The sequence below is a fragment of the Microbacterium sp. STRO-1N genome (genome assembly GCF_057748015.1).
In genome coordinates, this window is sequence record NZ_CM173234.1 from 3,423,613 (window position 1) to 3,448,383 (window position 24,771).

The 24,771-nt window shown below is 68.6% G+C and carries 17 protein-coding genes and 1 pseudogene; 7 read left to right on the forward strand and 11 right to left on the reverse strand.

What is annotated here, in order from left to right; all coding sequences use genetic code 11:
* Positions 1-17 precede the first annotated feature (17 nt).
* Positions 18-1,028 (reverse strand): LacI family DNA-binding transcriptional regulator, encoded by a 1,011-nt coding sequence (locus AC3ANJ_RS16590; RefSeq protein ID WP_488317254.1) that lies wholly within the window; start codon positions 1,026-1,028, stop codon positions 18-20.
* Between the two features lie 55 nt (positions 1,029-1,083).
* On the opposite strand from AC3ANJ_RS16590, the gene AC3ANJ_RS16595 reads away from it, so the two are divergent.
* Positions 1,084-1,929, forward strand: a complete 846-nt coding sequence (locus tag AC3ANJ_RS16595) for an NAD-dependent epimerase/dehydratase family protein (RefSeq protein ID WP_488317255.1) — start codon at positions 1,084-1,086, stop codon at positions 1,927-1,929.
* Positions 1,930-1,954: 25 nt separating this feature from the next.
* On the opposite strand, the gene AC3ANJ_RS16600 is transcribed toward AC3ANJ_RS16595, so the two are convergent.
* Positions 1,955-2,980, reverse strand: a complete 1,026-nt coding sequence (locus AC3ANJ_RS16600) for a LacI family DNA-binding transcriptional regulator (protein ID WP_488317256.1) — start codon at positions 2,978-2,980, stop codon at positions 1,955-1,957.
* 176 nt (positions 2,981-3,156) lie between these two features.
* Here AC3ANJ_RS16600 and AC3ANJ_RS16605 point away from each other — a divergent pair, with 176 nt between their 5' ends.
* From AC3ANJ_RS16605 to AC3ANJ_RS16625, 5 genes are all read left to right on the forward strand, one after another.
* Entirely contained in the window at positions 3,157-4,455 is a 1,299-nt protein-coding gene (locus tag AC3ANJ_RS16605) for an ABC transporter substrate-binding protein (RefSeq protein WP_488317257.1), read from the forward strand.
* A 2-nt stretch (positions 4,456-4,457) separates the two neighbouring features.
* Positions 4,458-5,363 (forward strand): carbohydrate ABC transporter permease, encoded by a 906-nt coding sequence (locus AC3ANJ_RS16610; RefSeq protein ID WP_488319302.1) that lies wholly within the window; start codon positions 4,458-4,460, stop codon positions 5,361-5,363.
* Between the two features lie 5 nt (positions 5,364-5,368).
* Entirely contained in the window at positions 5,369-6,259 is an 891-nt protein-coding gene (locus tag AC3ANJ_RS16615; RefSeq protein WP_488317258.1) for a carbohydrate ABC transporter permease, read from the forward strand.
* Positions 6,256-8,103 carry a glycoside hydrolase family 127 protein gene (locus tag AC3ANJ_RS16620; RefSeq protein ID WP_488317259.1) on the forward strand — a complete coding sequence of 616 codons (1,848 nt, stop codon included), beginning with the start codon at positions 6,256-6,258 and terminating at the stop codon, positions 8,101-8,103. The genes AC3ANJ_RS16615 and AC3ANJ_RS16620 overlap by 4 nt, the downstream gene beginning before the upstream one ends.
* A 270-nt stretch (positions 8,104-8,373) precedes the next feature.
* The gene (locus AC3ANJ_RS16625) at positions 8,374-8,976 is read left to right on the forward strand and encodes an HD domain-containing protein (RefSeq protein ID WP_488317260.1); all 603 of its coding nucleotides are present in this window, start codon (positions 8,374-8,376) and stop codon (positions 8,974-8,976) included.
* A 192-nt stretch (positions 8,977-9,168) separates the two neighbouring features.
* Here AC3ANJ_RS16625 and AC3ANJ_RS16630 read toward each other — a convergent pair whose 3' ends face one another.
* The 6 genes from AC3ANJ_RS16630 to AC3ANJ_RS16655 all read right to left on the reverse strand — a co-directional run bounded on the left by AC3ANJ_RS16630 (position 9,169) and on the right by AC3ANJ_RS16655 (position 16,705).
* Entirely contained in the window at positions 9,169-10,206 is a 1,038-nt protein-coding gene (locus tag AC3ANJ_RS16630; RefSeq protein WP_488317261.1) for an ABC transporter permease, read from the reverse strand.
* On the reverse strand, positions 10,203-11,273 hold the full coding sequence (locus tag AC3ANJ_RS16635) for an ABC transporter permease (protein WP_488317262.1): 1,071 nt from the start codon (positions 11,271-11,273) through the stop codon (positions 10,203-10,205). Before AC3ANJ_RS16635 ends, AC3ANJ_RS16630 begins: the two co-directional genes overlap by 4 nt.
* A complete protein-coding gene (locus tag AC3ANJ_RS16640; RefSeq protein WP_488317263.1) occupies positions 11,270-12,877 on the reverse strand; it encodes a sugar ABC transporter ATP-binding protein in 1,608 nt (535 codons plus the stop codon). Before AC3ANJ_RS16640 ends, AC3ANJ_RS16635 begins: the two co-directional genes overlap by 4 nt.
* An 83-nt stretch (positions 12,878-12,960) precedes the next feature.
* Positions 12,961-13,974 carry a substrate-binding domain-containing protein gene (locus AC3ANJ_RS16645; protein ID WP_488317264.1) on the reverse strand — a complete coding sequence of 338 codons (1,014 nt, stop codon included), beginning with the start codon at positions 13,972-13,974 and terminating at the stop codon, positions 12,961-12,963.
* A gap of 170 nt (positions 13,975-14,144) precedes the next feature.
* The gene (locus AC3ANJ_RS16650) at positions 14,145-15,686 is read right to left on the reverse strand and encodes a sugar ABC transporter ATP-binding protein (protein WP_488317265.1); all 1,542 of its coding nucleotides are present in this window, start codon (positions 15,684-15,686) and stop codon (positions 14,145-14,147) included.
* Positions 15,686-16,705, reverse strand: a complete 1,020-nt coding sequence (locus AC3ANJ_RS16655; protein WP_488317266.1) for a LacI family DNA-binding transcriptional regulator — start codon at positions 16,703-16,705, stop codon at positions 15,686-15,688. Before AC3ANJ_RS16655 ends, AC3ANJ_RS16650 begins: the two co-directional genes overlap by 1 nt.
* Before the next feature lie 446 nt (positions 16,706-17,151).
* Between AC3ANJ_RS16655 and AC3ANJ_RS16660 the strand changes: the two are divergent.
* Positions 17,152-18,084: pseudogene (locus AC3ANJ_RS16660) on the forward strand (DUF222 domain-containing protein); the annotation flags it as partial.
* Here AC3ANJ_RS16660 and AC3ANJ_RS16665 read toward each other — a convergent pair.
* The 3 genes from AC3ANJ_RS16665 to AC3ANJ_RS16675 form a co-directional block, all read right to left on the reverse strand.
* On the reverse strand, positions 18,013-18,219 hold the full coding sequence (locus tag AC3ANJ_RS16665) for a hypothetical protein (RefSeq protein WP_488317267.1): 207 nt from the start codon (positions 18,217-18,219) through the stop codon (positions 18,013-18,015). The pseudogene AC3ANJ_RS16660 and the gene AC3ANJ_RS16665 sit on opposite strands and share 72 nt — an antisense overlap.
* 279 nt (positions 18,220-18,498) lie before the next feature.
* On the reverse strand, positions 18,499-20,889 hold the full coding sequence (locus AC3ANJ_RS16670; RefSeq protein ID WP_488317268.1) for a family 43 glycosylhydrolase: 2,391 nt from the start codon (positions 20,887-20,889) through the stop codon (positions 18,499-18,501).
* A 339-nt stretch (positions 20,890-21,228) separates the two neighbouring features.
* Positions 21,229-24,723 carry a family 43 glycosylhydrolase gene (locus AC3ANJ_RS16675; protein WP_488317269.1) on the reverse strand — a complete coding sequence of 1,165 codons (3,495 nt, stop codon included), beginning with the start codon at positions 24,721-24,723 and terminating at the stop codon, positions 21,229-21,231.
* Between the last annotated feature and the right edge of the window lie 48 nt (positions 24,724-24,771).

The window sequence follows — 24,771 nt, forward strand, 5'->3', positions numbered from 1 at the left end:
AGGCGGTGGGCCGGTGCTCACCGCGGGGGCGCGACGGATGCACGCGGCACGAGGACCGGCGCGACGGGTGCGAGATCGGATGCCGCGGCATCCGCCCCGGAGATCAGCGTCGCGACCGCACGGCGGGCGAGCTCGCCGAAGTCCTGCCGAACCGTCGTCAGCGGCGGCCAGTAGTACGCCGAGTCGGGGATGTCGTCGAAGCCGACGACGCTGACGTCGCCCGGCACATCGAGCCCGGCCTCGCGCAGCCCGGTCAGCAGCCCGAGCGCCATCTGGTCGTTGGCCGCGAACACGGCCGTCACGCCTGCGGCGCGGATCTCGCCGGCAGCGTCGTATCCGGAGCGGGCCGTCCAGTCGCCCACCAGTACGGGGCCGGCGGGCAGGCCGCGGTCCGCGAGCTCGGCCTGGAACCCCTCCACCCGCGACTCCGCCTCGAGCCAGTCCGTCGGACCGGCCAGATGCGCGATGCGGGTGTGCCCGGCATCCGCCAGCGCAGCGACGGCGAGCCGGGCGCCGGCGGCATGGTCGACCGAGAGGCCGCGGGCACCGCGACCGGCGGAGTGCAGCGTGACGACGGGGATGCCGATTCGCGAGATGTCGAGGGCGACGAGCGTCCTGGCGTGCGGCGCGACGACCACGATGCCCTCGACGCCCTGCGCGATCAGGTGGTCGACGGCGGAGGCGACGGCCGCATCGTCCGCGGCATCCGCGAAGGCCGCGCTCACCCAATACCCCGCCTCGCGTGCGCTGGACTCGATGGCCGCGATGCTGCGAGACGGCCCGTACTGCAGGGCGTCGGAGGCCAGGATGCCGAGGGTGCGCGTGCGCCGCGTGCCCAGGGCGCGGGCGGCGTTGTTCATCCGATAGCCGAGCTCGTCCATCGCGGCGAGCACGCGTTCGCGGGTGCTCGCCGCGACCTCGGGGTGGTCGTTGAGGACCCGGGAGACGGTCTGCCGGGAGACTCCGGCGAGCGCGGCGACCTCGCGCACGCCGACCGTGCGGGTGCCGTCGGTTCTCGTCTCGCTCATCGCGATGAGTCTAGGGCCGTCGCCGTGAGGCGGCGGGTCGTGGCACTCTGGACGCATGCGCATCGCACTCACCGGATCATCCGGAAAGCTCGGCCGCGTCGTCGCACGCGAGTTGCGGGCAGGCGGCTACGACGTCATCGGCATGGATGTCGCGGGCACCCGCGGCCCCGACTTCGTCCAGGTGGATCTGACCGACTACGGGCAGGTCGTCGACGCGTTCACGGCGGTCGGCGATCGGCACGACGGCATCGACGCGGTCGTGCATCTGGGCGCCATCCCCGCGCCAGGCATCCGCAGCGATGTCGCGACGTTCCACAACAACATGCCGGCGACGTTCAACGTGTTCTGGGCTGCGGTGCGCCTCGGCATCCGGCGCATCGTCTACGCGTCCAGCGAGACCGTGCTCGGGCTGCCGTTCGACGTGCCACCGCCGTACATCCCGGTGGACGAGGAGTATCCGGCGCGCCCGGAGTCCGTGTACTCGCTGGTGAAGACGCTCGAGGAGCAGCTGGCGACCGAGCTCGTGCGCTGGCATCCGGATGTCTCGATCACCGCCCTGCGCTTCTCGAACGTGATGGATCCGGAGGACTATGCGGACTTCCCGTCCTTCGATGACGACGCCCTGCGGCGCAAGTGGAACCTCTGGGGCTACATCGACGCCCGCGACGGGGCGCAGGCCGTGCAGCGCGCGCTGGAGGTCGCCGCGCCCGGGTTCGACCGGTTCATCATCGCGGCCGCCGACACCGTGATGTCACGCCCGAATGCCGAGCTCATCGCCGAAGTGTTCCCCGGTGTGCCGGTGACCCGGGAGGTCGGGCCCAACGAGACCCTGCTCTCGATCGAGAAGGCGCGGCGCGTACTGGGCTTCGACCCGCAGCATTCCTGGCGCGACCACGTGTGAGGCACCGACGCGGCGCGGCCCCGTCCTACCGCCGGGCGATCGTCGACCCGCGGATCATCAGCCGCACCGGCAGGGTCCGCGTCCCTGAACCGATGTCCACGCCGTCGATCGCGTCGAACACGCGCTGCGCCGCCTGACGGCCGAGCTGCTGCAGGTTGGCGTCGATGCTCGTGAGCTCGGGTCGGGAGTTGGTCGCGAGGACCTCCCAGTTGTCGTAGCCCATGACGGCGAGGTCGTCGGGCACGGACCGCCCGAGGTCGCGCGCTGAATCGAGCGCGCCGCGCGCGATCTGATCCGACCCGCAGAAGATTGCATCGATGTCCGGATGCCGCTGCAGCAGCAGCGCCGCGGCATCCCGCCCCCAGTGCTCGCTCCACTCCGAGAACATCGGCGCTCCGACGAGCTCGAGCCCGGCATCGGCGAGCGCCTCCCGCGCCCCCGTCAGGCGGTCCTGCGCCGCCGCGTACGAGGGGTCGCCGGAGATGTGCGCGATGCGCCGTCGCCCGCACGCGAGCAGATGCTCGACCGCGAGCCGGCCGCCCTCGACGTTGTCCGGCGTAAGCGACAGGTCGCGCGGATCGTCCGATGGGGCGTAGGCGTAGACCACCGGCACAGGGATGCCCTGCCCCAGTGAGGGTCGCGGGTCGGTCTGCCGGCCGACGACGATGATCCCGTCGACGCGTCGGCTGAGCAGTTCGCGGAGGTGATGCTGCTCGCGGATCGCATCGCCGCGCGCATCGCACAGGAAGACGTTGATCCGTCCTGCGCCGAACGCGTCCTCCGCCCCCATGAGGATCGGCAGCATGAACCGGCCCTCGAGATCGCTCGTGAGCAGACCGACGGTCCCGGTTCGCCCCGCCAGCAGGCCCCTCGCCATCGCGTTGGGGGTGAACGCCAGCTCCTCAGCCGCCGCGAGCACTCGGGCGCGGGTCGCGGCTGCGACATCGCCGCGGTCGTTGAGCGCTTTGGATGCCGTGGCGATCGAGACGCCGGCACGCAGCGCGACGTCATTGAGCGTCGCGGCCTTCGCCGCGCTCTCGCCTGCTGCCACCGCATCCTCCTGCGTGCCGACCTGTTGCTGAAAGGTTATCGGACAACCTCTTGACCACCCGATGACTCACACGGTATACCTTTTCGAAAGGGGTTTCGGTGATTTTCGATCCGGCTCCGGAATCCATCGACAGCATCCGCTCGAACCGCTCGAGGAAGAGCCGAGGAGGCACACCCATGCACACCCCCCGACGCCGCACGATCAGACGTGCGGCCATCGCCTTCGCCACTGCCGCAGCACTGGTCGGCTCGCTCGCCGCCTGCGCGAGCGGTGGCGACCCGCAGGGCCCGGCCGAACCCATCCCCGCGGAGGGCGTGGACGACGGGTCGACGCTGACTCTGTGGACCCGTGCTCCCCTGGAGCATCAGGCCAAGCTCCTGGTCGACGCGTACAACGAGACGCACGAGAACCAGGTCGAGCTCACGGTCGTCCCGAACGACGACTACGTCGCCAAGGTGGGCGCGGCGGCCGGGTCGGGCGGACTGCCCGATCTGTTCGCGGCCGACATCGTCTATGTGCCGAACTGGGTGCAGCAGGGGCTGTTCGCCGACATCAGCGAGCAGGTCGACGGCCTCGACTTCAAGGACTCGATCAACGAGGGCCACCTCTCCGCCGGCACCTACGAGGACAAGGAGCACGTGCTGCCGTTCGTGCTCGATCTGTCCATGCTGTTCTGGAACAAGGAGCTCTTCGCCGAGGCCGGCCTCGACCCCGAGAAGGCACCGGCGACGCTCGAAGAGTTCGCGGCCGCCGCCCAGACCGTGCAGGCGCTGGACAAGCCGGACACGTACGGCACTGCCACGGGTCTGAACTGCGGCGGATGCCTCGTGTTCACGTGGTTCCCCTCGATCTGGGCATCCGGCGAGGAGGTCATGAGCGAAGACGGAACCGAGTCGCTCCTGAACGGAGACGCCGCGCAGGAGGTCTACGACACCTGGGCCGGCCTTCAGGAAGCCGGCGCGATCCTGCCGAGCTCCACGGATGAGGCGGGTCCGACCTGGACCGCCGCGTTCAGCGAGGGCAAGGTCGGCGTCATGCCGTTCCCCGCGACGCTGCTGCCCACGCTCGAGTTCGACGCGGGCGTGGCAGGTCTGCCCGGCGTCGACGGCGGAGCGTCCACGTTCGTCGGCGGCGACGGCATCGGCATCTCGAAGGACTCGGAGCAGTCCCCGCAGGCGTGGAACTTCCTGAACTGGATGATGTCGGAGGAAGCGCAGGTCGAGGTTCTCGCGCAGGACGGCAACGCCGTCTCCCGCGGCGACCTCGCCGACAACGAGTACGCCGCAGCCGACCCGCGTCTGGTGACGATCAACGAGGTGGCTGCTCAAGGCGACACCCCGGTGGCGATCAACTTCCAGCAGGCGTTCAACGCGCCCGGCAGCCCGTGGCTGAACCTCGTGCGCAACGCGGTCCTCAAGGGCACCGACTCGGTCGACGCCGACAACGACGAGATCACCGCGATCCTCTCGCAGTGACCATGGCTTCGACCGCACTCCCCAGGGGCCGCCGGCGCTCGCGCACCGGGTACGGCGGCCCCGTGCAGGGCTGGCTGTACGCCGCCCCGACGGCGATCTTCGTCGCTCTCCTGTTCATCGTGCCGCTGGTGCTCGTCTTCCAGATGTCGGCATCCGACTGGCCGCTGCTGAGCGGCAACCAGGGCGTCAACTTCCCCGACAACTACGTGGATGCCGTCACTCACCGGCTGTTCTGGGACTCGATCTGGTTCACCCTGAAGTACACCCTGATCGCGACCGTGCTGCTGATCGGCCTCGGTCTCGGGCTCGCACTACTCGTCCAGGAATCCACCCGCTGGAAGGGGTTCCTGCGCACCGCGTTCCTCATTCCGAGCGCGCTGGGTCTGGCATCCGCATCGCTGCTGTTCTACGTGCTGTACTCCCCCATCGCCGGCCCCTTCGCCGATCTCATGAAGTCCTGGGGGATCACCTTCCTCGGCACGCCGGAGGGCGCGCTGTGGTCGACCATCTTCCTGATCGTGTGGCGCTACGCCGGGTTCTACATGCTGCTGATGCTCGTGGGGCTGCAGGGCATCCCCGACGACGTGTACGAGGCCGCCCGCATCGACGGAGCGAGCCGCTGGCAGACCTTCCGCGACATCACCGTACCGCTGCTTCGGCCGACGTTCGCGCTGACGATCGTGATGTGCGTGACCGGCTCGCTGCTCGCGTTCGAGCAGTTCTACATTCTCACCAAGGGTGGGCCGGACAACAGCACCATGACCGTGGTGCAGCTCATCTACAACGTCGCGTTCCAGGGCCAGAACAGCCTGGGGATCGCCGGCGCCCTCTCGGTGATCGTGCTGCTGGCGCTCATCATCATCAACGTCTTCCAGCTGCGTGCCTTCCGCCGCCCGGATGAGAGCTGAGAACCATGTCGCAGACACTGACCCGCACCCTCGTCGCGCCGGACCACCAGCCGACGGCCCCTCGGTACCGCTCCAGAGCGAAGCGCCTCGTCTACGGCATCCCGTACTGGGTGTTCACGACGGCCCTGGCCGTGATCTTCCTCTACCCGCTGATCTGGACCGGCGTCTCGAGCGTGAGTCCGCTGGCCGGGACCAGCCAGACCGACGGCTGGGGCTTCGGCAATTACGCAGCCCTCGGCGAGTACCAGGCGGGCATCTGGGTGTATCTGGGTAACTCGCTTTTCGTCTCGGTGCTGACGGTCGCCCTCACCCTGTTCATCTCGCTGCTGGGCGGCTACGCGTTCGCGCGGTTCTCGTTCCCGGGCAAGAACGCGCTGTTCCTGCTGACGCTGGCGATCCTGATGGTTCCGTACGCGACGCTGCTGATCCCGCTCTACGTGATCCTGAACTCGGTCGGCCTGCAGAACTCGCTGGTCGGCGTGGCCCTGGTGATCACGATGTTCCAGCTGCCGTTCTCGATGTTCATGATGCGCATCTCGTTCGAATCGATCCCCCGCGAGATGGACGAAGCCGCCATGGTCGACGGGTGCTCGAGCTGGAGCGCCCTGTGGCGCGTGCTGCTCCCCGCGGTCAAGCCGGGCCTCGTCACGGTCGGGCTGTTCGCGTTCCTGACCGCCTGGAACGACTTCATGGCTCCGCTGATCCTCATCAGCGACACCAATCGGATGACGCTGCCGCTGGCCGTCGCCAACCTCCGGGGCCAGGTGCAGGGCGTCGTCGACTACGGCGCGACCGAGGCAGGCGTCGTCGTGCTCGCACTGCCCTGCATCCTGCTCTTCCTGATCCTCCAACGGCACTACGTGCGCGGCTTCATGTCCGGCGCCTTCAAGGGATGACCATGACCCACACCTCAGCTCCCGTCGTCCCCTCGCGCGGACGCCTGCGACCCCTCGGCCTCGACGAGGTCACCATCACCGGCGGATTCTGGGCCGAACGCCAGCTCGTGAACGGATCGGCGACGCTCGCGCACATCGAGTCCCGCCTGGAATCCGAGGGATGGCTGGGCAACTTCGATCTCGCGGCATCCGGCGCTCTGCCTGCCGGACGGCGGGGCCGGGAGTTCGCGGACTCCGAGATCTACAAGTACCTCGAGGCGCTCGCGTGGGAGATCGGACGGACGGACGCCGCGGCATCCTCTCCCCTCGAGGAGCGCTTCCGCGCGATCGTCGCCCGCGTGGCCGCCGCCCAGGAGCCCGACGGCTACCTGAACACGGCGTTCGGACGACCCGGCCAGGGCGCACGCTGGTCGGATCTGGAGTGGGGTCACGAGCTGTACTGCCTCGGCCACCTGTTCCAGGCTGCGGTCGCCCGTGCGCGTACCCGACCGGATGCCGACGACGGCCTCATCGGGATCGCCCGGCGTGCCGCGGAGCTGGTGTGCCGCGAGTTCGGACCGGACGGACGCGACGCGATCTGCGGGCACGCCGAGGTCGAGGTCGGGCTCGCCGAACTCGGTCGCGCGCTGGGCGAACAGCGGTTCGTCGACCAGGCCGCGCTGTTCATCGAGCGGCACGGACGAGGGTCGCTGCGCGACATCGAGTGGGGTCGGAAGTACTACCAGGACGATGTTCCGGTGCGGGAGGCGTCGGTGCTGCGCGGCCACGCGGTTCGGGCGAACTATCTGTCGGCGGGCGCCGCGGATGTCGCGGTCGAGCGTTCGGATGCCGGCCTGCTCGACGCATTGCGTGCGCAGTGGGACCGCACCGTCGAACGGCGCACCTACGTGACCGGCGGCCAGGGGTCTCATCATCAGGACGAGGCGTTCGGAGACGATTGGGAGCTGCCGACCGACCGCGCCTATTCCGAGACGTGCGCCGGCATCGGCTCGGTGATGTTCTCGTGGCGGCTGCTGCTGGCCACCGGGGCTCCGTCGTACGGCGACCTGATCGAGCGGACCCTGTTCAACGTCGTGGCGACCTCACCCGCACCGGACGGGAAGGCGTTCTACTACGCCAATACGCTGCACCAGCGGGTTCCAGGCGTGCCGGCCGATCCTTCCGCGACGTCATCGCGGGCGTCGTCGTCCCTGCGGGCGCCGTGGTTCGAGGTGTCGTGCTGCCCGCCGAACGTCGCCCGCACCTTCGCGAGCCTGGACGCGTACGTCGCCACGGCGGACGATGACGGCGTGCAGCTGCACCAGTACGCGCCGGCACAGGTGCGCACGACGCTGCCCGACGGACGCGTCGTCGCGTTCGACGTCGCGACGGAGTACCCGGCGGACGGGCGCGTGCGGATCACGATCGCCGAGGACGGCGAGTGGACGCTGACTCTGCGCGTGCCCGCATGGGCTGACGGGGCGACGCTGCGGGTGAATGGTGCGGAGTCGACCGTCGCTTCGGGGGCCGTCACGGTGCGACGAGCGTTCCGGCGCGGCGATGTCGTCGAACTGGACCTGCCCGTCGCGCCGCGAGTGACGGAGCCGGACCCCCGAGTGGATGCCGTCCGCGGCTGCGTCGTGGTCGAACGAGGGCCCGAGGTGCTCGCGCTGGAGTCGACCGATTTCGGCTCGGACGTGGTGAATGCCGTGATCGCCGGCGACCCGGTGCAGCGCGACGGCCGGGTCGTCGTGCCGGTGCGGAATCGATCGACCGGTTCCGTCGTGGAGGCCCCACTCGTGGCGTATCACGACTGGGCGCAGCGCGGACCGTCGACCATGCGGGTGTGGCTGCCGACGAGCTGAGGTCTGCCCGCGATTGAGGGGTCGCATTCGGCCGCGTCAGACCCGACGAGGCGACCATACGCGCCCCCCTCCCGGGGCGTGAGGACCCATCGCCGCAGGGGAGGTGGCGCATATCGCCGCATCCCGCGGCGCGAGCCGACCGAACGCGTCCCCTTCTGAATCGAGCCCGCGTCTCTGACGTTCAGTGGCCGTCCTCGGGGGGCAGCATTCCGCCGGACGTCGGCGCTCCTCGCACTGCCCCGCTGAGCGCGCATTCAGTATTCTCGCCACATGCGCATCTCCCATTTCGCCGTGCCTGACACCCCTGCCGCCCGGGGAGCCCGCGAGCTGATGGATGAGTACCACTCCCCTGCGCTGCGCCACCATGTGCAGCGCTCCTGGCTGTGGGCCGAGGCGTTCGCCGTCATCGAGGGCCGCACGGGCGTCGATCACGAACTGCTCTACGCCGCGGCCCTGCTGCACGACATCGGGCTCGCACCGGCGTTCGACAATCACCTGCTCGGCTACGAGGAAGCGGGCGGTCACGTCGGCGAGGCGATGGCGGCCGGTGCCGGATGGCCGGCCGAGCGCCGGCGGCGCATCAACGAGGTGATCGTGCGGCACAACTGGCCTGAAGTCGATCCCGCGTTCGACCTCGAGGGCTACCTGCTCGAGACCGCCACCGGCCTCGACATCTCCGGACGCCGGGATGCCGAGATCCCGCTCGAGTTCCGCCGAGAGGTGCTCTCGGTGCACCCGCGATTGGATCTCGCCGAGGAGTTCGGCGCGGGCGTGCGGGAGCAGGCGCACCGCAAGCCGCACAGTATCGCCCGTGGCCTGATCGACGGCGGGCTCATCGACAGGATCGCGGCGAACCCGCTGGAACGCCTCTGAGGTCGGCGAGTTGAGTCTCCGCGAGCCGCAGGAGGGGTCGCACATGGCCGCCACAGCCCTCGCGAGGCGACCGAACGCGACCCCTCGCACGACGCGGACGCTCGTCCTACGCCGAAGGGACGGCAAATGGTCGTCTCAACGCTTCTGAGGCGACCATCTGCGCCCCCCTCGAGCGCGCCGGGCGTCGAGCCGCTACTCCTTCTTGCGCGTCACCGCCCGCTGCAGCAGCACGAACACGAGCAGGATGCCGCCGGTGATGATCGTCGTCATCTCCGGCGGGATGCCGCCGTCGCGCGTGATCAGCACGTTCATGAGCCCCAGCACGAGCGCGCCGATGACAGAGCCGAGCACGTACCCGTATCCACCGGTCAGCACGGTGCCGCCGATCACGGCCGCGGCGATCGCATCGAGCTCCCAGCCGATGCCGGTGATGTTCTGCGCCGTACCGATCCGAGCCGTGTAGAGCACAGCGGCGAGGCCGGCGAGCGTCCCGCTGATCACGTACACGAGCACCTTGGTGCGGTTGACCGGGAGGCCCATGAGCAGTGCGGAGCTCTCCGAGCCGCCGATCGCGTACACCGTGCGACCGGTGCGCGTACGGTGCAGGATGAAGAACGCCACCGCGACGACCACCACGGCAATGACGACCGCCGGCGTGATCACGAGGTCGTTCACCTTCGGGCCGTCGATGATCTTCAGTTGCTGTCCGAGCCAGCGGATCGGCGACTCCTCACCGAGTCGCTCGGCCTTCGTGCTGAGCAGCGAGGCGAGTCCTCGGCCGAGGAACATCATCGCCAGCGTCGCGATGAACGGCTGCACGTTGAAGTATCGGATCAGGATGCCGGAGACGAGGCCGAACGCCGATCCGATGAGGATCATCGTGATGACCACGGCGAATGCGTTCCATCCGGCACCTGCCAGCATGACGCCGGCCACCGAGGACACCGCGATGATCGCACCGACCGAGAGGTCGATGCCGCCGGTGATGATGACGAACGTGAGAGCGACGGCGAGCACGATGAGGTGCGCGTTGTTGATCAACAGGTTCGACAGGGTGCTGGCCTGCACGATGCGCCCGTAGGCGATCTCGCCGTACACGACCATGCCGACGAAGATGACGACCGAGGCGATCGTCGGCAGCACCGACGGGTTCGCCTTCACGGCGCGGCCGATGCGACCAGCGAACGTCGGGGACTCGGACCGGGTCTCGGTCACCGTGAGGGCGGTCATGCCGCCACCTCCTCTTTCGCCGGGGCGACGGGCGGTGTCGGCACCGACGTCTTCCGTCCGCGGAACCAGTTGCGCACCCGCTCGGACTGCAACAGGCACAGCACCACGATCACGATCGCCTTGAACGCCGGTGTGGCGGACGAGGAGACGCCGAGGTACAGCACGGTCTTGTCGAGCGTCGCGATCAGCAGGGCGCCGACGAAGGCGCCGCTCAGCGAGAACTTGCCGCCGGCGAGCGATGCGCCGCCGATGACGACGGCCAGGATCGCGTCGAGTTCGAGTTGGTAGCCCGTCCGTGAGATGTCGACGGTCATGACGCTGCCGACCGCCATGATTCCGGCGATGCCGGCGAGGATGCCGCTGAGGATGTACGTCGTCAGCAGCAGGCCCTTCGGCTTGATGCCCGCCATCCGGCTGGCCTTCGGGTTGATGCCGATCGCCTCGATCATGAGTCCGAGGGCACTGCGCCGCACGACCCAGCCGACCAGGAGCACGATCAGCACCGCCAGGAGGAACACCACAGGGATGCCGAGGACGTAGCCGTTCGAGATCCAGCGGAAAGCGTCGTTCGATGCCGTCGTGTTCTGCCCGCCTGTGATCACCTTCGCGATTCCGCGGCCGGCGAGCATCAGCACGAGCGTCGCGATGAACGGCTGAAGCCCGACGTAGGCCACCAGTACGCCGTTGAGCGCGCCGAGGATGCCGGTGATGAGCAGCGCGAGCCCCACCGCGGCGAACGCGGCGCCGACCGAGCCGTCGGCGGCGCTCAGGAACTCCATCGACACTGCACCGGCGACGGCCATCAGCGAGCCGACCGAAAGGTCGATGCCGCCGGTCGCGATCACGAGGGACATGCCGATCGCGATCATCATGATCGGCGCCGCCTGCCGCAGGATGTCGATCACGTTGCCGACGAGATGGCCGTTGTTCGGGTTCACCGACATCGCGAGGTACGTCGGGTCCTTGATCAGGTTCAGCGCGAGAAGGGCGACGATCGCGACGATCCCCCAGAAGAACGGCTTGTGGATCAGCTCACGCCAGAACGACGTGCCGGATGCGGCGGTCATCGCGCTTCCTCCTTGTCTGCGGTGTGCGCGATCGTATCGGGTGCCGCGCCCTCCGTCTCCTCGAATGTCTCGGCGGCGGCTTCGGTGCCGTGCGCCGCGATCACGTCGACGATCTCCTGTGCGGTCACGTCCGGGCCGTTCTGGATCTCGCCGATCTTGCGGTGGTCCTTGAGCACGACGATCCGCTCCGACAGCCGGACGACCTCTTCCAGCTCGGACGAGATGAACACGACCGCGACGCCGTCCTCGGCGAGTTCGGCGACGGCCTCCTGGATCTCGGCCTTCGCGCCGACGTCGATGCCCCTGGTGGGTTCGTCGAGGATCAGCAGGTCGGGTTCGGTCGCCAGCCAGCGTCCCAGCAGGACCTTCTGCTGGTTGCCGCCGGAGAGGTTCTTGATCATGCGCTCGGGGTCGGCCGGGCGCACGTTGAGTTCGGTGATGTACTTCGCAACGATCGCGTCCTGCTCCTTGCGCGGCATGGGCTTGGCCCAGCCGCGTTCGGCCTGCACCGCGAGGATGATGTTCTCGCGGACGGTGAGATCGCCGATGATGCCCTCGTCGCGACGGTTCTCGGTCGAGAACGCGATGCGCTTGGCCAGCCCGTCGGAAGGGGACTTCAGATCCGCCTCGACCCCGTTCACCGAGATCGACCCGGCATCGGGTCGGTCGGCACCGTAGAGCAGACGAGCGAGTTCGGTGCGTCCTGAGCCGAGGAGGCCGGCGAAGCCGACGACCTCGCCGGGACGGATGTCGAGATCGGTCGCCTCGACGGCCCCGCGGCGGGCGATGCCGGATGCCGCCAGCACCGGCTGCTCGTCGGCATCACGCGGTGCGGTGCGCCGGTTGCCGCCGAGGGACTTCAGCGAATCGAAGTCCTTGCCGATCATCGTGGAGATGAGCGCATGACGGTCGAGATCGCGCGTGAGGAACTCGCCCTGGTACTGACCGTTGCGCAGCACGGTCAGCCGATCGCTGATCGCATAGATCTGGTCGAGGAAGTGCGAGACGAAGAGGATGGCGACGCCCTGGTCGCGCAGTGTGCGCATGACCGTGAAGAGGCCTTCGACCTCGGCGGCGTCGAGGCTCGAGGTGGGCTCGTCGAGGATCAGCACCTTGGCCTTGATGGCCATGGCGCGGCTGATCGCGACGAGCTGCTGGACGGCGATCGACAGCGTCGACAGCGGCTTGTGCGTGTCGAGATGCTCCAGCCCGAGTCGGGCGAGCGCGTCGGTCGCGGCACGATGAGTCGCGCGCCAATTGATGCCGAGCGGACCGCGGACCTCGTGTCCGAGCATCACGTTCTCGCCGATCGACAGGTTCGGGGCGAGGTTGACCTCCTGATAGACCGTGGAGATCCCGGCATCCTGAGCGTCCGATGTACCGGCGAAGCTGCGCTCCGCACCGGCGACGACGATCGACCCGGAGTCGATCTGATAGACACCGGTGAGCGCTTTGATCAGGGTCGACTTGCCGGCGCCGTTCTCTCCCATGAGCGCGTGCACCTCGCCCTGGAACAGACGGAAGTCGACGCCGTCGAGGGCTTTCACCCCGGGGAACTCGATCGAGATCCCGCGCATCTCGACGATGGGCAGTTCTTCGTTCATCGCTGACTCTCAGTTTCGAAGATGGGATGCCGGGGCGGCGCAGGTCGCTGCGCCACCCCGGCAGTCAGTGCGATCGTGAGCGATCAGTACTTGCGGTCCGCGAGGACGGCCTGAGCAGCCTCTGCGGAGTCGAACGCCTCGCTCGGCACGACGATGTACGACTCGACCTCTTCGCCGGCGAGCGTCTTCTCGACGACCTCGAGGGCGGTGTCGCCGAACAGCGGGTTGTACTCGTGCACGTAGCTGAGCTGACCGTCGGCGAGCGCCTGCATGGCGTTCTTGGTGCCGTCGATCGTGGCGATCTTGACGTCGGTGCCGATCACGAGACCGGCTTCCTCAGCGGCCTGCGCCGCACCGAGGCCCATCTCGTCGTTCTGGGCGAACACGAACTGGATGTCGTTGCTGTTGGCCTTCAGCATGGTCTCGAAGACGCTCTTGCCCTCTTCGGCCGACCAGTTGGCGGTCTGCGCATCGACCAGCGCGAGCGACGAGTCGGCGAGGCCCTCTTCGAAGCCCTCATTGCGCTCGTTGACCACGCCGACGCCGGCCGGACCCTCGAGCACGACGTAGTTGCCGCCGTCGGGGAAGGTGGTGGCAGCCCAGGCGCCGACCTCCTTGGCGACCTCGACATTGTCGGGCGCGATCCGGGTGACGTACAGGCTGTCGTCGTCGGGCTCGATGCCGCGGTCGAGCAGGATGACGGGGATCTCCGCCTCCTGCGCACGCTTGAGCGAGTCCTCCCAGCCGGATGCCTCGGTGGCGGACAGCAGGATGACGTCGACGCCCTCGTCGACGAACGACGTGAACGCGTCGATCTGCGACTTCTGGTCGAGGTTGGTGGCGGGTGCGTACTTGAGTTCGTATCCGGCATCCTCCGTGAAGGTGTCCTGGATGTTCTGCTCGTTGGCCTCGCGCCATGCACCCTCGGGGCCGACGGCGACGAAACCGACGGTGGTCAGCTCGCCGGAGCCGCTCTCGCCGGTCGAGCCCTCGCCGCTGCCGCCGTTGTCACCGGTCGAGCAGGCGGCCAGACCGAGTACGAGTGCGCCTGCGGCGGCCAGGCCGAGTGCGGTGCGAATGCGCTTCTTCGCGGACATGTTTCTCCTCCTTGAGACGCCGAGACTTCCCCGGCCGGACCGACGTGGTCCCCTGCGTGATTGCAAGACGCCTGAGGGCGTCCTGTCCGTGATGTTACCGGGAACATTCTGCGGAACACAACAAGATGCTCAAACCGTGACCTTTCAGCCGGGTTGTTCGCCGTTACCGGTCACAGCTCGTCGATCGCGCCGCGATCGGCCGCGATCATCTCCACCACCGTGTCGACCGTGACGCCGGGACCGTTGGCGAGTTCGCCGATCTTCTCCCGGTCCTTCAGCACGATGATCCGGTCGCTCAGGCGCACGACCTCCTCCAGCTCGGACGAGATGAACACGACGGCGACACCGTCGCCCGCGAGCTGCGCGATCCGACGCTGGATGTCGATCTTCGCCGCGATGTCGATGCCGCGCGTCGGCTCGTCCAGGATGAGCACGTGCGGGCGGACGGCGAGCGCACGCGCCAGCAGCACTTTCTGCTGAGTGCCGCCGGAGAGCAGCTGCGCCGGCCGGTCGAGGTCGGCGGGGTCCAGGTGCAGCGCCTCCACGTAGGTATCGATCAGCGCCGCCGCTTCGGAGGGCGAAAGAGGACGCGACCAGCCGCGCAGCGCCTGAATCGAGAGCACGATGTTCTCGCGCGCCGTGAGTTCGGCGATGATCCCCTGCGTACGGCGATTCTCGGTCGTCATCGCGATGCGGTGCTTCAACGCCGCGGACGGGCTGCGCAGATCGACGCGCGCACCGTCCACCCAGATCTCGCCGCTGTCCGCGCGCGCCGAGCCGCTCAGCAGCGATGCCAGCTCGGTACGGCCTGAGCCGCGCAAGCCGGCGAGGCCGATGATCTCGCCGCGCTGCAGCTCGACATCCGTCCTGTCCATCTCGCCGCGACGGCCGAGCTCGGTCGCCTGCAGCGCGGGTGTCCCGTCCGACGCGTAGTGGTGGCCCTTGCGCTCGGATCTCAGAGCACGCAGGCTCTCGATGTCCTTGCCGAGCATCTGCGAGATCAGGTCGGCGCGCTCGAGGTCGCGAGTCGCATGCTCGCCGATCCACCTGCCGCCGCGCAGCACCGTCATCCGGTCGCTGATCGCGAATGCCTGCTCGAGGAAGTGCGAGACGAAGAGGATCGCCACTCCCCTCGCGCGCAACCCGCGGATCACGCGCATCAGGGTGGCGACCTCGGCCTGATCGAGACTCGATGTGGGCTCGTCGAGCACCAGGACGCGCGGGTCATCGACGACGGCCCGCGCGAGGGCGACCAGTTGCTTCTGCGCCGGTGAGAGCGTGGACAGCGGCGTCCTGGGGTCGAGGCCCTCGAGCCCGAGCCTGGCGAGGGCGTCCGCGGCATCCGCGTGGGTGCGGCGCCAGTCGATGCCGAACACGCCGCGACGCTCGCGCCCGAGCATCACGTTCTCTCCGACGCTGAGGTTCGGAGCCAGCTGCGTCTCCTGGAAAACGGTCGCGATGCCGGCGGCTCTGGCGTCGGCGACGCCGGAGAAGCGGCGCTCCTCACCGGCGACCGTGACCGTACCCGTCACGGGCTCGCACGTCCCCGTGAGCACGGCGATGAGCGTGGACTTGCCCGCACCGTTCTCGCCCATCAATGCGTGCACCTCGCCGGGGAACAGGCGGAAGTCGACGTCGTCGAGCGCGCGCACACCGGGGAAGTCGACCGTGATGCCTGCGAGTTCGACCAGCGGCTCGGCATCCTGAGCCATCACCGCACCTCCCGCGGCGCGGCCGACGACGCCCGTGGCACGAGCTCGGTCGGGATGCGGGTCAGTGTCGGGATCTCGCGCCCCTCGATAGCCGCACGCAGCATCTCGACCACGGCGCCGCCGAGCGCGTGGAAGTCCTGGCGGACGGTCGTGAGCGGCGGGATGAAGTGCCGCGCGAGCGGCACGTCGTCGAACCCGACGACGCTGAGATCCTTCGGCACCTCGAAGCCCTTGTCGTGCAGGCCGTGGATGAGACCGATCGCCATGTCGTCGTTGGCGACGAAGACCGCGGTGTAGTCCGGCAGCCGATTCAGCCCCATCGCGAAGTCGTACGCGAAGTCCGCCGTCCAGTCGCCGACCACGATCGGACGCTCGCGGATGCCCCACGACTTCGCCCTGGTGTGGAAGGCGCGCTCCCTGGCGCGTGCGTCCAGCCAGTCCAGCGGGCCCGCGATGTGCAGGATGTCGCGATGCCCGAGGGCGACGAGGTGATCCACCACGAGCGTGGTGCCGGCGTGCTGATCGATCGAGACCGTGAGGAAGGTCGGATCGGCGTCCGCCTTCACGACGAGCATCGGCACGCTCAGGGAGATCCGCCGCAGTGCCGCGACAGACGACGACCGAGGGGCGATCACGCACAGCGCGTCGACGCCCTGGGTGACCAGGTTGTCGACGGCATCCTGCGGTGAGAGCGCTTCGTCCTCATGAAGCGCGACGGCCGTGACGGAGTAGTCCGCGGTGCGGGCGGCGAGCTCGACCGCGCGCAGGATGCTGGTGGGCCCGAACGCGACCGGACTCTCGATGATCACGCCGATGCGGCGCGTGCGCTGGGTGGCGAGGGCTCTGGCGACGAGGTTGGGGCGGTAGTCGAGCTCCTCGATCGCCTCGAGCACGCGCCTGCGGGTGTCCGGCTTGATGTTCGGGTGATCGTTGAGCACCCGCGACACGGTCATGTGGGACACGCCTGCGATCACCGCGACCTGGCGGATATTGGGCTTGTCCGAGCCGACGTTCGCCATGCGCACCTCCGTCGGCCTCGCCTCCGGAGATGTTACCGAGAACAGCACCGGAGGCGCAATCGATGGACGCTCGGGCGGGACCTTGCGTCGGAGCCCAATGGGCGAGCGGCTGCGACCGACGTCGCTACTGCCCCGTTCGCGAGTTATCCACAGATCATCTGTTCGATGGTTTGACGTCGGTGGCGGGGTGTTCAATAGTAGTTATGAACAGCACCGTGGCGGTTCTCGATCGGGTCGTTTCCGACCTCGATCGCACGATCGAGTCCGCGGTGCGCGCGGCGGGTCTGGACGGGATGTCGGATGCCGAGAAGCTGGAGGTTCTCCGGCGCGCGGGTGAGGCGCAGCGGCGGTTGGATGCGCTGGTGACCGAGACGGTCGCGTGTGTTGATGGGCGTCCGGCCGGGTCGGGGGTGCCGACGTTTCCGGCGGTGTTCGGATGCCGGAACATGAACGAACTCCTCCAGCGGGTGCTGCGGGTCGACGCGACCGGCGCCGGGCGGGTCGTGAAAGCCGCCGGGGTCGTGCACCGGGAGGTGGAGATCACCACCGGTGCCCGGTTGCCGGCCCGCTGGCCGGGGCTGCGGGAGGCGCTGCTGGACGGGGTGATCGGGATCGCCGGGCTGCTCGCCGCGATCGACCCCATCGACCGCACCCGGGGGCGGATCGGCGGACAGGACCAGCTGCGGGCCGACGCCGCGCTGGCGGACTGCGCGCGCGGGATCGACGGCGCGGGCCTCGATGGGACGGCTGACGCAACCGACTCGGCGGACGAGGCGGAGGCGGGGCCGGCGGCGACGCCGGATGACCTGCGCCAGTACGCGCAGCTGATCGCCACCTACCTCGACCCGGACGGCCCGGCACCATCGGAGGCGCAGGCCGCACTGAACCGGTCGCTCACGTTCGGGCGGCTCCGCGACGGCGTCTACCCGATCCGCGGCGCCCTGCTGCCCGAAGTGTTCGCACAGTTGAAACTCATCATCGACGCCCAGACCAACCCCAATACCACCGGACCCGCAGACCTCGGCGTCGCATTCACCGACACCGGCACCGACGGCACGGGCCGCGGGTCCGGGTCCGGGGCGGAGGACCCGTTCAACACCGACCCCCGCAACGTGATCGACCCCCGCACCAGGCCGCAGAAACAACACGACGCCCTCGCCACCGCCCTCGGCATCGCCGCCCGCCACCACGACATGCCCACCCTGGGCGGCGCCGCACCCACCCTCGTCGTCCAGATCGACGCCAAAGACTACGCCACCGGCACCGGGTGGGCGCACATCGCCGGCACCGACACCCCCGTCTCCAGTTCAGTCGCCGCACACATCGCCTGCCAGGCCATGATCCAACGCGTCCTGCTCGACGAAGGCCGCATCATCGGCATCACCACCACCGACCGCATCTTCAACGCCTACCAACGCCGCGCCATCATCCTGCGCGACAAAGAATGCCTCATCCCCGGCTGCCACGTCCCCGCCACCTGGTGCGAAATCCACCACGTCGACGAACACGCCCACGGCGGCCCCACCAGCACCAGCAACGGCGTCCCCCTCTGCTACTGGCACCACCGCACCATCGACCAATCCGGATGGCACATCCGCATGGTCGACGGCAAACCCCAAATCCAAGGACCCACCTGGTGGGACCCCAACAGAAATGGCGCACACCACGCCCCCTCCTCCCCCAATGGGTCGGCGGCTGACGCCGTCTCCCCTCGCTCGTTGCACGAGCGAGGGGAGACGGTACGCGTTCTCGAGACGCACTCGCTCGTCGATGGACGAGCGAGTGCACCGGACTCAGCCGCAGCTGGCCGCTGGGGTCGCGACCTTCTGCTCGACCTGCACGGGCTCGCCGTCAACCGTCGCAGTCGCGGTGACCGTCAGCTCCCCGGCCGGCACCTCCTCCTGCTTCGTGTTGATCGTCGCCGACTCGCTCGCCCCGGCCGCGATGACGCCCAGCTCCCGCGAGCCGAACGCATACGAGACCACGAACGACGCATCCGCATCAGACGAGTTCGTCACGGTCACCGTCTGCTTGACGAACTTCCCCGCCACGCAGCGGTCGGTCACCTCGACAGAGAACGCCAGCTCCGGTGCGACGGCGGCCGGAGCGAACGCCCAGTTGTCGACCTGCGCGAGGTCGGTGCCTTCCGCCGTGCCCTCGGCTGCGGCGAAGACGAAGAACACGTCGTGCTCTCCCGTCGCACCGGTGACCTCGGCCTGCACGTCGGCCCATTCGCCGGCCGCGCCGTCGAGCGGAAGCTCGGCGACGACCGGACCGTCGACGTCGTCCAGGCGCACCTGGATGCTCGCGCCATCGACGAGCGGCTTCACGCGTGCCGACACCATCGCGGCGCCAGCGCCGAAGTCGACGCCGGCGATGCCGGTGAAGTCGCCGTCGTCGACTCCGGCGAGCACCATGTTGCCGCCGCCGTTGTGCTCGGCGAACTCGATCGATGCCGCGTCGGTCGCCTCGGTCTTGATGCCGAGCTGCCAGGCGAGCGTCTCGGCCTCGAACGTTCGGTACGGATCGAACGCTTCGACCTGGTCGACGCCGGCACGAGTGCCCTGGATCGGCTTGATGGTGCCGTCCTCGTTGAACTCCAGCTTGTCGATGTGCACCGAGCGATATCCCTGCGTCGACCCCGGCGTGCCGAGTGCTGCGGCCCATGCCGCACCGCGCGTCTGCGCGTGATAGGTGAAGTACGTCTCACCCTTGAACGTGAACATGTCGGAGTGGTTGTTGCCGCCGTTGCCCGCCCCGAAGTGCACGGCAGGGTTCTGGAAGGCCACGCCGGCATACTTCGCCGAGGTGAGGTCCATCGGGTCGTCGGTCATCATGTAGGCGATCGCGCCGCGCTCCGGGTACTCCCCCGGCACCTCGTTCACCTGGAAGTTCGACGAGTACGAGTAGTAGTACTTGTCACCGTGTTTGAACATGCTCGACGCCTCGAAGATGCCGGGTGCGTCGATCTCGACCGGGTCGCCGTCGAGGGTGACCATGTCGGCCTGCAGCTTCGCCACACGGGTCGACTTGGGGTTCTGCGGCCCCTGCTGGTTCGGGCTCGTGCCGATCACCGAGTTGCCGCCGAAGTACAGGTAGCCCTGACCGTCGTCGTCGATGAACACCTCGGGGTCGAAGAGCCACATCCCGGCCGGGAATCCGCCGTCCGCGATGTACTCGGGCGACACGGTGTCGGGGATGATCTTCTTGCCCAGCGGGTCCTCCCACGGGCCCAGCGGAGAGCCGCCGACGACCACCGCGGTGCCCGTGCCGCTGTCGCAGAAGTACAGGTAGACCTTGCCGTCCTTCTCGATCGCGGCCGGAGCCCACGAGTTGCGCGCCCACGGCGCCGCACCGCCCTCGCGGGCGACAGGAACCGCGCCGTGGTCGACCCAGTTGACCATGTCGCTCGTCGACATGACGTTCAGCCGCGTGATGCCGCCGTACCCGTTCGACTGCGTGGGCAGGCCGTTCGCGTCCTTGCTGTTCAGCTCGTACTGCTGCGTGTCGTCGGTCGAGTAGATGTACAGCCGGTCGTTGTAGACGAGGTGGTGCGGGTCGGCGCCGAACTTGTGTCCGACCAGCGGATTGTGATCGCCGATCGGCTTGGTCTGCACCTGCTCGAGGCTCGTGAACTCGGGCGCGGGCGGAGCATCGGCGATCTTCACGAGCGATACCTCATCGACCTGGAAGTCCTGCAGTGCGTTCGACCCCCACGGCGTCTCGACGAAGAACCAGTCGGCACCGGCGTGACGGGCTTCGGCCGTGAACTCCTGCGAGAACGTCCCCCATTCGCCCTTGGTGAAGGCGTGTCCGTAGTCCGCGCAGCCGTTGAAGTTCGCCGGGCAGAACGTGAAGTTGAATTGCTGCGTATCGGCGCCTTCGGTGTACTTGAGCATGCCCGTCATGCGGTACGAGGCACCGAGCTCGATCTTGCCCGTAACGCTCGCGAACGGTCCGGACTGCGTGTTCTCCCGCGCTGTGGTCAGCAGCGAGAATGCGCCGCTCGCGGCATCCGCGCTGAGCTGGAGAGTGCCGCCACGAGTGTTCGTCCACCCGCTCGAGTCCGCCACGAAGCGGCCATCGGGCAGGAGGTTCCCCGGGACCGCTGGTGTCTCCTCCGCCAGTTGCGCGGCCCCGACCGGAGCCGCGTTGGCCTCCTCGCCTGCGGCGACGACGGACATGGATGATGCGATGAGCGCGGCCGCGCCCATCAACGCGGTCGCGACCCGGAGAGACTTCTCCCTCGTTCGCGCACCTCTGAACTGTTGTGCTGATGTCACGGTCTGCACTCCTTCGTATGATCGACCGCCGCGTCGGCACGATGCTGTGCCGACGCCCGGATGTTACCGGTATCAAGAAGTCCAGAGCAAGAGTTTCGGAACTATCGGCAGAACTTTCAGCCCCCCATGGCGCCCTTGGGATCGGAAAAACCCCTCCGTCGGATGGATGGCAGCAATCGCCTCCGACGAAGGGGTCTTCTCCGACGCGCGGGCGCGGGCACGCGTCGAACTCAGTTCAGATCAACCGCAGTCGGCCGCCTCCGCAGCGACGCGCTGTTGGACTTCCTGCCCATCGATCGTCGTCGTCACGATGATCTCCCCGGCCGGCACCTCCGCCTGCTTCGTGTTGATCGTCGCCGACTCGCTCGCGCCTGCCGCGATGACGCCCAGCTCCCGCGAGCCGAACCCAGACGAGACCACGAACGACGCGTCCGCGTCGGACGAGTTCGTCACGGTCACGGTCTGCTTCACGAACTTCCCCGCTACGCAGCGGTCAGTCACCTCGACCGAGAACGCGAGCTCCGGCACGACTGTCACCGTCACCGTCACGGCCCGGTTCGCGGATGCCACCTCTTCCGCGGATTCCTGGTCGAGCACCGGCATCCCGTCGGCCGAGAAGTGCACCCGACGCACGAACATGTCGCGTCCGGTCAGCCCGTTGTGGTCGGTGCGCGCGTGGAAGACGTACAGCAGGTTGCCGTCCTCGTCGGACGACCACATGCCGTGGCCGGTGCCCAGCTGCCACTCGCCGTTGAACATGCCGGACTTCTGCACCGGATAGTTCAACTTGGTCCAGGCTGCCGGGTCGGCAAGGTCCGCGCCTGCACCCGCCGTGGCCGTCGCGAGCCCCGTGGTGTACGTGTCGCCGACCGTCGACCCGGAGTACAGCAGGTAGAGCGTGCCGTCGCGCTCGAGCACGTTCGGGCCCTCGGCGATGGTGTTGTCCCACGCGTACTCGGGGGCGAGAATCCGCACCGGCTCCGTCGTCAGACGGGTCGGATTCGCAGGGTCGGCCTCGGCGAGGTAGATCGCACCGAGCATCTGCCACGCGTAATAGGACTTGCCGGAGTCTTGGAAGAAGGTCATGTCCAGCGAGATCTGCTGGACCGGGTTGAGGATGCTGCCATCCGCGCGCACGACCGGCTCGGCCTTGGACCAGTTCGCCGGGACAGCCGGGTCGAGGTCGTTGCCCGCGGCATCCTGCTGCAGCTGGATGATGCTGGCGCGGCCCGTCCACATGTCCGGTCGACCGTTGTCGCCGTCGTAACAGGGCATGAACAGGATCGACAGCTTCCCGTCGATCACGTGGAATTCGGGCGCCCAGAAGCATCCGGTCATGGCCTCGCCCGCGGCATCCAGATCCCCCGCCTTCAGCAGGTCGATCTCGACGTTGCGGCCGGCGGCGATCGCATCATCCGAGAGGTCGTCGATCGTGTCGGCGATGCGGATCGGCATGTGCGGCCCGTTGGCTGGATCGACCGGGTTGAGGTTGAGGTCCTCGGTCGCGATCATCAGGAAGGTGACCTCGCCGTTCGCCTCGTAGCGGAACACCGAGGGGTCGGCCCGCTCGTCCGCGAACGGAGTCGGGTACTCAGGCTGTTTGACGACTCCGGTGACGGTGTACTCCCCCGGCACGGACGTGTCGACGGCCGCGAGCTCGTCTGCGTTCCACGCGATCGCGCGTGTCGCCTCGGATCCGTCGCTGTAGCCGAGTCCGACGCGCTCCGGCAGATCGGATGCCGAGATCGCATCGCCCTGCGCCACTGTCACACCGTCGAGCGCCTTCGCGCTCGTGTTCGAGATCGGGCCGAAGCGCACCTCCAGCTTCTCGGCCGTCTCCGTCGGGATCGGCAGCGCGTTGCCGGTGGCGTAGTCGGCGACCCCTGCTGCCGACGCACCCGCGGCGGCCGCGATCGTCCCGCGGCGCACGTCACCGCGGGTGCTCTCGTCCGCCAGATCGGCGAAGGTCGTGTAGTTGCTGACGCCGGAGTCGCTCGTCCAGTTGACGACATAGCGCTGAGCGGCGGAATCCCACACGGATGCCGGGTCGTTCACGCCGTCCGTGACGCCGAGGTCCAGCATCCCGACCTCGGTGTACGACAGCAGGTCGTCCGTACGGGCGAACAGCACCTGCGAAGCCTGCGTCCCGTCGGACGCACCGCCGCGGGCGACGCGGGTCGCGACGATGCCGTAGCCGCCATCGGGCAGAGCGAACAGGTGCGGGTCGCTGAGGCTGCGGATGAGCGCCTCGGACGGACCGTTCGCGGGCACGGGCTCGGACGTCTTCGGGAAGAAGATGCCGTAGTTGTCGTTCAGCGGCGCCCAGCCGTCGGAGCCGGCGAGCGCGAGGTGCATGCTCAGCGCCACATCCGCATTGTTCGCCTCGTCCGCCGAGGTGGGCGTCCTGCTGTAGGCGAGCAGATCGACGGATGCCGCGGCCGGTAGCACCGTGACGGCGAACCGCCGCGGAACGACAGTGCTGGTGGATTCGTCCGTCACCGCGACCTCGATCTCGGCCTGGGTCGTGGCGTCGCCGGCGAGGACGATCGTGCCGTCGGCGACGGTCACTCCGTCGCCCGCGACATCCGTGACGGCGACCGATGCGCCGACCGGTGCTGTCGGCAGCTCAGCGCCGGAGGCGACGACGGGCGCGATGACGAACTGCTCGGCGAGGCGCTCGGCGCGCTCGACGTCCGTCAGAGTCGACGGTTCCACGGTGACGGTGATCGTGCGGCTCGCGGACTGGCCGCGCACCGATGCGGTCGCGGTGAGCTCCACCTCGACCGGATCGTTTCCGGCCAGTGGCGGTGTGACGGTGCCGTCGGTTGCGACGACGTCCGGGTGGGATGACATCCAGGAAACCTCTCCTCCTGCTGCGGGCAAACTGATGTGATCGCTGGTGGTGATGTCAGCGAGGTCGAGAGCGTCAATGACGGCCTGCGCCAGCGCCTGCAGTTCGGCGGCGTGGACCGCGGCATCCGCTTCGGCGACGACGGCGACCTCGGAATCGGCGAGCGCGCGGTCGTACACGCGGAAGCTCGAGATCGCGCCCTGGAACAGGGTGTCGGGCCAGGGCGACCGGCCGATGGCGTTCAGCGACTGATCGGCGACGTCGCCGGGGACGAACCCGACGTCCCGAGACGCGACGAGCGCGCCGTCGAGGTAGAGCGACAGCGTGCCTTCGTCGGCCGTGACGGCGACGTTGACCCACTGGTCGGCCGTGACGCCGCACGATGACGAAGCTGCCAACTGCTCGCCGCCGGCCGACTTGATGCCGGCCAGCGGCGTGCGCCCAGACCCGCAGTTGAGCGAGGCGAAGAAGTACTCGGTGTCCGAAGCGTCGTTGCCGATGTTCCACAGGAAGTGGAAGGAGTTCAGCATCGCTGCGCTCGCCTTGACCTCGGCGGTCACGGTGGCGGCGCGGGCTCCGGTGAGCAGATCATCGGGCAGCTCGACCCAGTTTCCGGTGGTCTTGTCCCCGCCGCGCAGTGTCAGACCGGCATCGGTCCAGTCGGCGGTCTCCGCGTTGTGCACGAGCGCAGCGCCCAGGGTGGATTCCGGCACATCGTTGGGCACGCTCTCGCCGCTGCCGGTGACGAAGTCGTACGAAGCGACGAGTCCGGAGACGGGCGCGTCGGCGGCGTTCGCAGCCGGAGCCGCGATGGCGCCGAACACGACCGAACAGGCGGTGATCAGTGCGGCGGACACGAGCCCGGCACGTTGATTGGTTGGCATTGTCACTCTCCTCTGAGTGGCTCCGCGGCACGGGCGCCGCGATGTCAC